Below are 12,357 nucleotides of genomic sequence, written 5' to 3' on the forward strand. Positions count from 1 at the left end.
ATCAGGAGCGCCCTATGAGCCACATCCACATCGTTCGCGATTACCCCTACCCCCCGATCCAGGTCTGGCGCGCGGTCACCGACCCGGAGCTGGTCCCGCTGTGGACCGCCACCGGGCGAGGGGGCCGCCCCGTCGGCTTCCGGCCACAACCGGGCACCACGTTCCAGTTCATCGGCAAGCCGACCCCTGGCTGGAACGGCATCGTCGATTGCGAAGTACTCGACATCGACCCACCGCACCTGTTCCGCTACACATGGACCAGCGGCGAGGGCGGTCAGCTGACCACGGTGACCTACCGGCTGCAACCGCACGCCGATGGCACCCGCTTCACCTACGACCACATCGGATACACCGGCATCGGCGGCTACCTGCTGTCCACACTGCTGGGCAGGGTTCGCCGCACGATGCTCACGACCGGCCTGCCCGCCCTGCTCGCCGACCTCGGACCCGACGGGCACCTGAATCCCGGCAGCGCACTGCGGCCGAAAGAACTGTCCTGAGCCGGCAAGACCCAGCGTCAAACACCGCTCATCGGCTTTTTACAGGTCACTCGTGCCGAGTGTAGCCAGCACGCGAGATGGTTCGGCCAAATCGCTCGCAGAGTGGCTCTCGTGTGTGAGGCGGTCAGCGCGTCCTTTCGCGCGGCCTGATGCTCGGCGTAGCCTCGAAGCGGTACTGCGACATCGGTCAGCACAAGTTCACTATCGGGTTGGCCAGGGTGTTCTCGCGATCCAGCGGTTCCCCGATCCGCGTTATCGCTGTTCGACAGGAGTCACCGTGCGTGCACTGTGTGTATTGCACGATGCCAGGTCGTCCACCGGCCTGATCGGCGACGCACTGTCTGATCGGGGCTGGCAGGTGGACGAATTCCTGGTAGTGCCCGCGGATCAGCATGACTCACCGAATATCGAGGTTTCCTTTCCGGACAGTTCGACCTACGACCTATTGGTGGTGCTGGGCGCGCCGTGGGCCGCCTATGACGACGCGGGCATCGGCCGATGGCTGACGCCCGAGCGGCGGTGGCTGTCCGGGGCGGTAGCGGCCGGCGGTGCCGTGCTCGGGATCTGTTTCGGCGCGCAGGTGCTGGCGCGGGCGCTGGGCGGTTCGGTTGCCAGGTCGGCGGATCCCGAGGTCGGTTGGGTGCGTATCGATTCCGATGTCCCGGCGTTGATCCCGGCTGGGCCGTGGTTCCAATGGCACTACGACAGCTTTACCCCGCCGCCGGGCGCTATCGAACTGGCCAGGAACGCGGCTGCCGTGCAGGCATTCCGGATCGGTCGCAGCCTCGGCGTGCAGTTTCATCCGGAGGTGACCACAGCCGGAATCAGACGCTGGTTGAACAACGCGGAAACGACGCGAGCCCATCCGGACGTGGCCGATCCAGTCGAGCTACTCGCAGAGACTGATCGGCAGGCCGTCGCGGCCCGTGGTCGCGCGGACACGCTCGTCGCGGGCTACTTGGATCGGATATTTCCTTCAGGCTGACGCGCTTGCGGCCAGTGCCCGGTGCAGTGGGCGAGGTCGGGTGTCGTCTTACGGTTCTTCAGACGGTGAGGGTACGCCGGTGAGTAGCATCGCGTCCTGCTGCGACATTCCGTCGATGTGCTCGCCGTCCCAGTTCATGTCGCCGGCGAGGCTCACCAACTGGCCCATGTGCTCACGGAAGCTCTGGCCGACGGAATGGCACATCGCCAGCACCGAGTACATGGTGGGCAGCGGGTCGTGCCAGCCGCTACCGGCATCGCGCACCTGCGCGAGCTCGTCGATGGACTCGGGTAGGTGGTGCAGGCGATCGGCGAATCCGTCGGCCAGCACAGCGAGCGCGAGCTGTACTTGGTCGCCGGGTTCGAGCACGAACGTCTCGGCCCGCGGGGCGAGCAGCCCCGCCGCCAGCTCTTCTCGGGGCATCAGCAGCAGGCCGTCGGTGGCGCGGGGATTGCACTCGATGAAGCTCAGGCCGTCGTCGGTGATCATGAAGTCGAAGGAGATCTGGCCGGTGTAGTCCAGCTCGGCCACGATCGGCTCGATCAACTTCAGCGACGTCGTCGCGTCGATCGCCTCGAACTGGATGCCCGTGCTGTGCCTACGTTGTCGAGGGATCCGGTACATCAGATGAGCGCTGACTCGGCCCTGATGAACGGTGCTGTAGGTGCAGACCGTCTCACCGTCCAGGTAGGGCTGCACCAGCCAGGGCGACACCGGCGTGGGGTGGACCTCGTCTATCTCCAGCGCGTCGGCCAGCGGACCGGTATTGGTCAGACAGCACACTCCGCCGCGTGAGAACACTCCGCGTGCGAAATACCTGTCGAGACGGTCGATCGCCTCGCGTAGCTCGCTGTCGGAGGTCACCAGGACTGTCTCGGGAATCGGCAGCCCGAGCTGCTTGACCAGCCGCTCGAATGCCCCCTTGTTATGCAGACGGGCCAGCGTGGCGAACGGCGAGGCAAAGACGGTCGCGGCCCGACTTAGCCGCTCGATTTGGGTCGCGATGTAAAAGACCTCTTCGTAAGTCGGGATGATCACGTCGATCTCGTGCTCACGAACGATCCGCTCGAGCTCGCAGAGGAAGCCCGCCGTGTCGCTGCGCGGCGAGGGATACACGAAATGACCCGCGAGGTACTTCGAATGGTTCCCCGGTGACAGGAAGTGATCATCGGCGGCGTAGATCTCGCGGCCCTCGCCCGCGAGCTTCCGCACCATGGCCAGCGCGAACGGCATCCGCGAGCTGGTGATCAGTATTTTCATGGGGTTATCTCGCTGTTGAACTCGCAACGTAGATAAACGCCACGTGAGTGGGGCGAACCGTGCCGCGACCGGGTTTCTGGTCACTAGTCTAGGCCGATATCCCGTCGATTGAATGGGACCGCGCCAATTTCAGTGCGGCAGTGATAATTTCGCTGATATCGACCTTGTTGTCGACTTCAGGCGGCGCCGAAACGTCGGGCATCGTTGGGTAGCCAGTTCGCCGACCGGATATCGTGCTATAGCACGCCTATGTCCCCGTCGGTCGTGTAATGCCCGCTCGCACAACGAGTTCAGTGTGGTGGTCGATCGAAGAGGTCCGGTAGGAGTCGCGGGTGATGATCGCCTGGGTGACCTCGACCAGGTCAACGGCAAGTTCTTCGGCGAGTTCGGCAGCGGTGGGAATGCGCCCTAGTCTTTGAGACAGGGTGTCGATCGCGGGGGCGATCGTTTGCTGGATTTCCTCGCGCTGTCGTTGTACCCGGCCGGTGCAGGTGGAGTCGCGGAGGTGGTGGCGTACTTCGCCGATGATGGTCGGTGTGGCAAAAGCCAGAAACGACGATCCGGGGGCTGGGTCGAAGTGATGGACGGCGCTCACCATTGCAACCCGGGCGACGTGGAGCAGGTTGTCGAAGCTCTCGCCGCGCCCCGCGAACTTGCCGGCGATGTGCTCGGCCAGCGGCCGGCATCGTCGGATCAGCTGTTCCCGCAAGGCTTCTCGGCGGGGGTCCTCAGCATCGAGAGCTACGAGCTCGCAGAACAACGGCTCGATGTCGTGGTAGCTGTCGGTGCCGCGGCGAGTGCATGGTGCCCGGGCGGAGGTAGGCACTACCGATAAGACCTGGACATCCATTGTTGCCTCTTGTCATGGGCTGGATCGGGAAGGTGCGGTTGTTCACCTTGGGACTGACGTCGACGTCGTTGGATGCGATTCTCGGGGAGCGTGATTGCCTGGGGGTGTCGACCGGCCCGGCACCGGTCGACTCACCTCCGAATAGCCGACCCGGGCTGCGCCCACGGGGACTGGTCGACTATCGGATCCCTGCCCGGCGGCTTTGCCGGATGCCTCTTATCAGCGGCATCGCCGTAGTGAGCAGGGTTGTCTTGTTCGGGGAGGCCGTGACCACGGGTGTCGATCCTTCATGGTGATCATCCTCGAAGCCTTCGCTCGAATCTTTGTCCCGCCAGTAGACGCCTTCCATCAACTTATGTCAACGACGTAGGTCTACAGTGAAGAGCTATAGCTGCGACGCGGCGGCCGGTGGGCATTGTCGGTACCGTAACGCCGGTAGCAGGGCACGAAAGGGCTTGTCAGATGGGCACATCGGAAAAGGCTCGACCGGAAACAGGCGACGAAACCCGTGCCGCGACGATGCGGGTAAACGATACCGTGGGGCCTCGGCGTGGCCGAGGCTGATCGTGGGACGCCCGATCGGCATGTATCGCAGGGCTACGCGGTCGTTGCCATTGCGGCTTCGGCCGGTGGGATCCACGCCCTGAGCGTGGTCCTGGGTGGACTGGGCGCGGATCTGGCGGTGCCGGTGCTCGTGGTCCAGCACCTTGATCGGCGCCACCCACCATCCTTGCCAAGGTCCTCGCCCGCGCTACGAGGCTTCCTGTCAAGCTGGCCGAGGACGGCGAGCGTGCCGAAGCGGGCACCGTATATCTGGCGCCACCCGACCGGCACCTGCTTGTCTCATCGGGAGCGATCCTGGCGCTGTCGAGGAGCGAACTCGTCCATTTTCTGCGGCCTTCGGCTGATCTGCTGTTCGAATCGGTAGCAGATGCCTACGGGCGCAGCGTCATCGCCTGCGTGCTCAGCGGCACCGGCCGCGACGGCGCCACCGGGGTGGATGCGGTGAAGTCGCACGGCGGCATCACGATCGCTCAGGATCCGCAGACTGCCGAGTTCGCCGGTATGCCCCAGTCGGCGGTGGACACTGGATCTGTTGACTTCGTGCTCTCCCTCGCCGAGATCGGCGCGGTGATCTGCGGACTACTCGAGCACACTCCGGCAGGGACGTGACCGTCGCGGCCACCATCGAGCACACCCTCGGGTCGAAACCATTGTCGGCCATACGGTTTGGATCGAATCCGGGTACTTGGACAGCGTGGACGCTTCCAAAGCCCTGGGTGCTTCACGTATGCGGGGCAAACCACCCGAGGGACTGGTCGTCACCGTGAACCAGCACGACACTCGCATATTCGACCAGGTAGGGGCCATGAGTCACAGCCGTCGTACCGGCGTGCGACCGAACGAAGTCGTAGTTCGTGACCGGAGGCCTCCGGGCCGCGTGCGACTGCGGCTCGATATCGGTTGTGCGGCAGCAAAATGGCTCGGACTCGCCGAGCTGCGAACACCACATAATCGGCTATATCGGATGTCTTGACCCACTGTGCATCTCGGTCAACGACCGCGCGCGCCCAGTGGCAAGATAGTGCGTTCGAAGATGGGCCGATCGTCTTCGCGCACGCCGAACCCCGCCCTATCCATGCCGGAAGGTGCGCAACACCTGCTGACGGACCAACTCACGAAGGTGCTTGTCCGCGTGCGGGTCCATGCCCTCGGCGGCGAAAACGGCGTCAGTAAACGAGTCGACGCTGGTGGGCGGCGATGCGCACAATCTGATCTGTTCGTCCATTGGCAGACAGAAACCCAGTTTGACGCACAGATTGTCGAGCAAGAACTTCACGGCTGTGCCATCGGGACTCATGCGAGAGAGTTTGCCCGAGATGACCTCTGCCCGTTGATCTTCAAACGACCCAGCGGGTCGCACGCTCATCGGCATTTCAGTGCGTTCGGACGCCGATCAGATGGACCCATCAGACCGAGGTCGCCAATGAAAAAATCCCGAGGTCCAGTAGGAAAATGGACCTCGGGACTGCCAGTACTCATACGCAGGCACTACCTCGAGTGGAGGATATGTCACGTTATTCGAACCCACAGCCCTGGCCTCGGAGCCACGAAGGCCCGCCCGCGAGGCACCCGAACAGCACAAACCCTCGGCACCGACCGGCCGACCGAAAGTTCACGTGTTCCACAACAACCGGATAGCTGAACTAATGTTCAGGCTTTCTGCTGCAGAAGACTCAGAGTTCGGCACGTGGCGGGCCCGAGTCCGCGGTGGCCTCGTAAACGTGTTATCGCATGCCTTGACGCTGCCACATCTCATAGTTGCCACACTCTGCTGTGATCGCGGCCGCAGCTTGGGCTGCGGCGACGAAGTCGTCGACCACCGGCGAGGTGCGCGATGCCGCCACGGCCAGGCACACCTGGTCGGGCGCAACGTCCGAGACGGGTACGTAGCTGATATTCGGGTGCGAGTAGAACACGGTCGCCGAACGTGCCAGGAACGAGATGCCGCGGCCGGCCGCGACGTGCTCGAGCGTCTCGTCCACCCCGCGCACCAGATACCCGGCGTTGGGATGCGCGCGGCGCGTGGGCTGTGTGCTCGGGTCGGAGTCCCACAACAGAGGCTCGCCGGCCAGGTCGGCTTCGGTGATCTGTTCCTTGCCGGCCAACCGGTGGCCGGTGGGCAGGACCGCTACCCGTGGCTCGGTGTAGACCGGGATCACGCGCAGCCCGGTCTCATCGATGGGCAGCCGTACGTAGCCGATGTCGATGCGGCCGTCGAGCAGCTTCGTGGCCTGATCGTCGCCTTCGATCCGTTGCACGTCCACGACCACGTCCGGGTGCTGGTCGGCGAACTGTTGGATCGCCGGGGCGACCGCGACGCCGGCCCGGAAGCCGACCATGAGTCGCCGGCCGCCGCGGGCGGCGAGTGTCACCCGACGGCGGGCCGCGTCGGCTGAGGCCAGCAACGGACCGGCGTCGGCCAGTAACTGCTCGCCGGCGTCTGTCAAGGTCACTCCGTGGCTGTCCCTTGTCAGCAGAGCGGCTCCGAGGTCGTGCTCGAGTGCGCGGATCTGCCTGCTGAGCACCGGCTGGGCGATGTGGAGGTCGTCGGCGGCACGGCCGAAGTGCAACCGGTTGGCCACGGCGACGAAGTAGCGCAGTTTACGCAGGTCCAAATCCATGGAATCTCCTAGTGCGGCGATGCTCCCAGGGTATCGCCGTGATCGAAAGAGGTCTTGGACTCCCACACGGGCCGGTGGCAACGTCAGGTGGTGAACGCCCTGCATCGCGCGTCGGACGCGATGGGAAACGAGCCTCTCACCCTGCCGCAGAAAGTAGACACACCATGAGCAGCATCAGCATCATCGGTCTCGGGTCCATGGCCCGCACTCTCGCCGAGCTGGCGCTCGCCGGCGGCCACGCCGTCGAGGTCATCGGCCGCGACCCGGCCAAGGCCGAGGAGATCGGCGCCGCGCTCGGCGCCACAACGGGGACCTTCGGCGCCACCCCGGCCGGTGACATCGTCATCCTCGCTGTGCCACACGAGGGCGGCGTAGCAGTCGTCAGCCAGTACGGGGACGCGTTGGCCGGCAAGGTCGTCGTCGACATCTCCAACACGTTCGCCGGCGCCGACGACACCAACCTGGTCACCCCGGAGGGCACGTCCGGCGCGCAACAGATCGCCGCCGCCCTGCCGGCGAGCGCGCACGTGGTCAAGGCGTTCAACACCGTCTTCGGGCACGTCCTGGCCCGGGGCGGCCAACTGGATGTGTTCTTCGCCGGCGACGACCCGGCGGCCAAGGCGAGCGTGGCGGCGTTCATCGAGAGTCTGGGCCTGCGGCCGCTGGATGTCGGTGGCCTGGAGATGGCGCACTGGCTGGAAGGAGCGGGCCTGCTGATGATGGGCCTGGCCCGCAGCGGCGCGGGTTTCGACATCGCCCTCGGCGCCGAGCTCCTCGGCTGACTGCGCCCACACTGCCCAGTTCCCCGGCGACATCACAACAGCCGGTCGACGGCACGGGGAGAACGGCAACTCCGCCAACCCTGACATGGGAGTACTGATGCGAGTCTTCGTCACCGGCGGAACCGGCCATACCGGTTCGTTCATCATCCCCGAGCTGATCGCCGCCGGCCACGAGGTCACTGGCTTAGCCCGATCGGACACGGCCGCCGCCGCGCTGACCGCGCTCGGCGCGGCGGTGCGGCGCGGCGGCCTCGAGGACCTCGACGAGCTCGAGGAAGCGGCCGCGGACTCCGACGGTGTCGTCCACGTCGCCCACCGGCAGGACCTGCTCCCCACCGGCGGGATGAGCGCCGTGGCCGCGGCGGAGCTCCCGATCATGCACGCCTACGGTGAGGCGCTCGCGGGCACCGGCAAGCCGCTGGTCGTGGCCGGGAGCATCGGATCACCCGGCAACCTCGGACGACCGATCGTCGAGCAGGACCCGGCCCTGCCCAGCGGCGATGAGCACAAGGGCACCCTGCGGGCTCGCAACGCCGTGGAACAGGCCGTGATCGACCTCGCCGAGCGAGGAGTTCGGTCGTCGGTCGTGCGGATCGCCAACATCGTGCACGACACCACCGATAATGCCGGCTTCCTTCCCCTGCTGATCGCACTGGCAGAGGAGAAGGGTTTCGCCGGTCACCCCGGAGACGGCACGAACCTGTGGAACGCGGTACACGTGCGCGATCTCGCCTCACTATTCCGCCTGGCGCTGGAGAAAGGACCGGCTGGCAGCTACTGGCACGCGGTCGAGGATGGGGGTGTTTCCTTCCGCGAGATCGCAGAGGCCATCGGCAGCCGTTTGGACCTGCCCGTCGTGAGCATCCCCGCGGACGAACTGATGACGCCGGGATACTTCGGCTTTCTCGCGAACATCGCCACCCAGAGCTACCCGGCGTCCAACCTCATCACCCGCCGCACCCTGGGCTGGGAACCCAACCAGCCCGGCCTGCTCGCCGATCTGGACAACGGCCACTACTTCCCCGCCGTCACCGCGCCAGTCCACGACGACGTGGCCACGCTGGAGGACTTCGTCCGAGGCGGAGCGGGGGCTCTCGCGATGGTCGACGAGAACGCCGTCTGGCGGGAGGCGGAGAGCTTGCCCTGGGGTGGGGAATGGCGAGGGCCGGCCGGGTTCGCACGCCTGACCCGTGAGATCGACGTGCTGGCCGAGCTCACCGCACGCGGGCACGAGATCGTCCGGGCAGGCGACGTGGTGGAGCTGCGGCTCGACGCCGTTTTCACCTCTCGCAAGAGCGGGCGACAACTACCAATGACAGTTGTGGAGCACTATCGGGTCCATGACGGGAAGATCTACGGCGCGGACGCCTTCTACCAAGACACCCAGGCTGTCAACGACCTAGTCAAGAACGGTTGACTCACTCGGGTCTTCATCCGCGCTCCAGCCAGGAACGACCTCGAATTCACGTGCCGCGTCTCACCCGGCACCGTTACCCCGGGGCAGGCCGAAATCAGGTCGGCGGCGACGTTTGTCGTGGCTGGTCGCACACGAATGACTGAAGGAGACACCGATGCCCGACTATGGTCATCCCCTGCGTTTCGCCACGTTCATCTCTCCCGCCAACTCTCCAACGCACCGTCCAGTCGAATTAGCGCAGCTCAGTGAGCGGCTCGGTTTCGACTTCGTCACCTTCCAGGATCATCCCTACAAGGCCGACTTTTTCGACACCTGGACTCTGCTGAGCTGGGCGGCCGCGCGGACCGAGCGCATCGGCCTGTCCGGCAACGTGCTGAACCTGCCGCTACGCCCCCCGCCGTTGCTTGCCCGCGCGATGGCCAGCCTCGACCTGCTCTCCGGTGGACGAACGAGCCTCGGGCTCGGGGCCGGCTTCTACTGGGATGCCGTGCAAGCGATCGGCGGACGGCGCCTAACCCCGCTGCAGGGCGTGACGGCCCTCAGCGAGGCAATCGACGTGATCCGCGGGGTTTGGGACGCCGACGTGCCCGGCACCCTCACTGTCGAGGGCGAGTTCTACAAGGTCCACAACGCCGAGCGCGGACCCGCACCCGCACACCACATCCCGATCTGGCTCGGTGCCCACAAGCCGAAGATGCAGGACCTGGTCGGACGCAAGGCCGATGGCTGGCTGCCGTCGCTGCCGGTCATGGAACATGGCGGCCTACCCAAGGGAAACGCCATCATTGACGACGCCGCACGCGCTGCAGGCCGCGACCCCCGCGCCATTACCCGTCTGCTCAACATCTTCCCAGGCCAGCAGACCGCGGAAGCCCTGGCCCAGATGACCCTCAAGGACGGCGTCAGCACCTTCATCCTGGCCAGCGACGATCGGGATGTACTCGAACGCTTCGCCGCTGAAACGATCCCCGCAGTACGCGAACACGTCGCCCACGGACGCAAGTAGGCATCCCGGTAGCAGGCGCTGAGAAAACAACGCTTGGTCGCCGCGCTCCAGGCGACGAGGTGTTCATCAACCGGCACATCGGCAAGGTCCGCTCACCCGACTACACGCAATCCGAGACGTCTTTGGGACCGAATAGGTAGACGGACGGTGATTCTGTCGCCTGGTCCCAACCGGGACCAGTGCGCCCGAGCGAGAACAAAGGGGCCCCACGTTGATTCGTAAAGTAGTCACTATCGCGGCAATCACCGGAATTCTCATCATGCCCACGATTGCCGACGTCGTAGCCGCACCATCCGGCTATGTCATCGACGGCCGGGCCGGGGCGCCTATATCGAACGTAGCTCTCACCATTCACGGCCCTTCCGGGGCCTCGATGGTAGTGAAGATCTCTCCTGCCGCCACGGTCGGCCAGCTCGAGCAGCAGATCATCAGTCAATCTCAATCCGCAGGCGGATATTTCATGTCAAGTACGGCGAGACTGTATCTCGACAACACGAGGCTGCAGGACCTGGTGGAGCTCGAGGACATGAGCAGAACACTGTCGTCTTACGGGGTTATAAATGGGGACCAAATCTTCATCTTCGAGCAATAACACAACATCTGAGGTTGAGCGAAGCGGTCACGCCGCGGCGACCAGGCCCACCAGAGCTGTTACGGCCCACAACGTCCGGCACTAGCCGCACGGCGCGCGTTGGTCAGCCGTCCGAACTGGCTGGCTGACAGCACTTCTCACGCACGCTAAATAATCGCGACCGGTGCGTTGACTCCAATGGACGGCACCCATCCAACAACAACACCAGCAACCACAACAGCCGCTGTGACCACTTGGATACTGTCGACAGCACGTGAATACTGGATCTGGCACGGTTTGCGCGATTGACCCGACCTGGATTGCCAACGGGCGCTTGATGATCGATCATGTCGCCGGTGTTCTGATCTTGGACCGCTCGCGGTCTTGTTCCCCCATCTGGATGGGCTGCAAATCGACGGCATGACCTCGACCGGGGTTCGGGTAATCCTCGACGTGAGCACCCGTGACGAGGCAACCGCTTGTCCGGGCTGCGGAATGTCATCGCAGCGGGTCCATAGTCGCTACCGGCGGCGGTTGTCCGACACCGCGATCACCGGCCGCGAGGTGGAGATTCGGTTGCGGGTGCGGCGGTTGTTCTGCGGCAACTCCGATTGCGGCAGGAGGACTTTCGCCGAGCAACTGCCAGGATTGGCGGGGCGGCATGCTCGACGCACGACCATGCTGCAGCGCTTGCTATGCGCGGTCGCGCTGGCATTGGGTGGCCGTCCGGGTGCCCGGATGACCGGTCATCTGGCAGCCACGGTCAGCCGGATGACACTGTTGCGGCAGATCCGGGCGCTTCCCGATCCGGACCAGGTCACACCCCGCATACTCGGGGTCGACGACTTCGCTCTGCGCCGTGGACACCATTACGGACCGATCCTGATCAATATCGAAACCCGACGTCCAGTTGACGTGCTCGGCGACCGCACCGCCGACACTCTTGCCGCGTGGCTGCGTGCTCATCCCGGCGTCGAGATCGTGTGCCGGGACCGCGCCGGCGCCTACGCCGAGGGCGTGAGAGCCGGGGCACCCGATGCTCTGCAAGTCGCTGACCGATGGCACATCTGGCACAACCTCGGCGAAGCGGTCGAACACGTCGTGGCCCGACACCGAGATTGCTTGGGCACCACGGCCGTCGGTGAGTGTGAGGTCGAGCCGATGATCGCGCGCCAGCAGCAAATACCGGTGACTTCCGGCGTGGTCGAGCCACCAACGGACAGGACGGACAAGTGGGCTGTCCGGACCCGCGAACGCTACGCTGCAGTCCACGCACTGCTCGGCGACGGCCTGAGCATCCGAGCCATCGGCGTCCAGCTCGGGCTTGCCCGAGGAACCGTGCGGCGTTTCGCCCGTGCCGCCAGCGTCGAGGAGTTGCTGGTCAACAACGGCACTGGCCAGCGCCGGAGTCTGCTCGAGGAGTTCAAGCCATACTTACAGCAGCGATGGAATGAGGGCTGCACCAACGCAACTCAGCTGTTCCGTGAAATCCAGGAACTCGGCTACCGCGGAGGCCCGAAGATCCTGCTCAACTACCTGCACCCATTCCGCACCACCGGTCACATTTCCCGCGCAGTCTCCAAGCCACCGTCGGTCCGTCGCGTGGTGAGCACTCGTTCGTCCGCGGCCTGCGCCGCGACCTCGATGCGGTCACCGCTGGCTTGACCCTGCCCTGGAGCAGTGGACCGGTCGAAGGGCACGTCAACCGCATCAAGATGATCAAACGCCAGATGTTCGGGCGCGCGAAACCAGACCTACTCCGGAAGCGAATCCTGTTGAGCGACTGAGTAACCCGACCGAC

10 protein-coding genes and 2 pseudogenes are annotated in these 12,357 nt (G+C 65.0%); 8 read left to right on the top strand and 4 right to left on the bottom strand.

What is annotated here, in order from left to right; all coding sequences use genetic code 11:
- Positions 1 to 14: 14 nt before the first annotated feature.
- Together ACQPW1_RS09740 and ACQPW1_RS09745 are read left to right on the top strand one after the other, a co-directional pair.
- Positions 15 to 500: an SRPBCC family protein gene (locus ACQPW1_RS09740; protein ID WP_433662396.1), complete on the top strand. Its 486-nt coding sequence runs from the start codon at positions 15 to 17 to the stop codon at positions 498 to 500.
- A gap of 277 nt (positions 501 to 777) precedes the next feature.
- Positions 778 to 1,485 carry a type 1 glutamine amidotransferase gene (locus tag ACQPW1_RS09745; protein WP_433662397.1) on the top strand — a complete coding sequence of 236 codons (708 nt, stop codon included), beginning with the start codon at positions 778 to 780 and terminating at the stop codon, positions 1,483 to 1,485.
- 48 nt (positions 1,486 to 1,533) lie between these two features.
- Here the strand turns inward: ACQPW1_RS09745 and ACQPW1_RS09750 are convergent, their stop codons facing one another.
- Positions 1,534 to 2,745 (bottom strand): carbamoyl-phosphate synthase large subunit, encoded by a 1,212-nt coding sequence (locus ACQPW1_RS09750; RefSeq protein ID WP_433662398.1) that lies wholly within the window; start codon positions 2,743 to 2,745, stop codon positions 1,534 to 1,536.
- Positions 2,746 to 2,992: 247 nt separating this feature from the next.
- The gene (locus ACQPW1_RS09755) at positions 2,993 to 3,454 is read right to left on the bottom strand and encodes a sigma factor (protein WP_433662399.1); all 462 of its coding nucleotides are present in this window, start codon (positions 3,452 to 3,454) and stop codon (positions 2,993 to 2,995) included.
- A gap of 790 nt (positions 3,455 to 4,244) precedes the next feature.
- Between ACQPW1_RS09755 and ACQPW1_RS09760 the strand changes: the two are divergent.
- Positions 4,245 to 4,768: pseudogene (locus tag ACQPW1_RS09760) on the top strand (chemotaxis protein CheB).
- A gap of 460 nt (positions 4,769 to 5,228) precedes the next feature.
- Here the strand turns inward: ACQPW1_RS09760 and ACQPW1_RS09765 are convergent.
- Positions 5,229 to 5,456: a hypothetical protein gene (locus tag ACQPW1_RS09765; RefSeq protein WP_433662400.1), complete on the bottom strand. Its 228-nt coding sequence runs from the start codon at positions 5,454 to 5,456 to the stop codon at positions 5,229 to 5,231.
- A gap of 427 nt (positions 5,457 to 5,883) precedes the next feature.
- Positions 5,884 to 6,780: a LysR family transcriptional regulator gene (locus ACQPW1_RS09770; RefSeq protein WP_433662401.1), complete on the bottom strand. Its 897-nt coding sequence runs from the start codon at positions 6,778 to 6,780 to the stop codon at positions 5,884 to 5,886.
- Positions 6,781 to 6,944: 164 nt separating this feature from the next.
- Between ACQPW1_RS09770 and ACQPW1_RS09775 the strand changes: the two genes are divergently transcribed.
- The 5 genes and pseudogenes from ACQPW1_RS09775 (at position 6,945) to ACQPW1_RS09795 (ending at position 12,343) form a co-directional block, all read left to right on the top strand.
- The gene (locus ACQPW1_RS09775) at positions 6,945 to 7,562 is read left to right on the top strand and encodes an NADPH-dependent F420 reductase (RefSeq protein WP_433662402.1); all 618 of its coding nucleotides are present in this window, start codon (positions 6,945 to 6,947) and stop codon (positions 7,560 to 7,562) included.
- 97 nt (positions 7,563 to 7,659) lie between these two features.
- Positions 7,660 to 8,979 carry an NAD-dependent epimerase/dehydratase family protein gene (locus ACQPW1_RS09780; RefSeq protein WP_433662403.1) on the top strand — a complete coding sequence of 440 codons (1,320 nt, stop codon included), beginning with the start codon at positions 7,660 to 7,662 and terminating at the stop codon, positions 8,977 to 8,979.
- Between the two features lie 154 nt (positions 8,980 to 9,133).
- Positions 9,134 to 9,985 (top strand): LLM class flavin-dependent oxidoreductase, encoded by an 852-nt coding sequence (locus tag ACQPW1_RS09785; RefSeq protein WP_433662404.1) that lies wholly within the window; start codon positions 9,134 to 9,136, stop codon positions 9,983 to 9,985.
- Positions 9,986 to 10,196: 211 nt separating this feature from the next.
- Positions 10,197 to 10,577 carry a ubiquitin-like domain-containing protein gene (locus ACQPW1_RS09790; protein WP_433662405.1) on the top strand — a complete coding sequence of 127 codons (381 nt, stop codon included), beginning with the start codon at positions 10,197 to 10,199 and terminating at the stop codon, positions 10,575 to 10,577.
- A gap of 399 nt (positions 10,578 to 10,976) precedes the next feature.
- Positions 10,977 to 12,343 (top strand): annotated as a pseudogene (locus ACQPW1_RS09795) (ISL3 family transposase).
- Positions 12,344 to 12,357 lie beyond the last annotated feature (14 nt).

Origin of the sequence: Nocardia sp. CA-128927 (assembly GCF_050955855.1) — a bacterium.
Taxonomy (GTDB): domain Bacteria; phylum Actinomycetota; class Actinomycetes; order Mycobacteriales; family Mycobacteriaceae; genus Nocardia.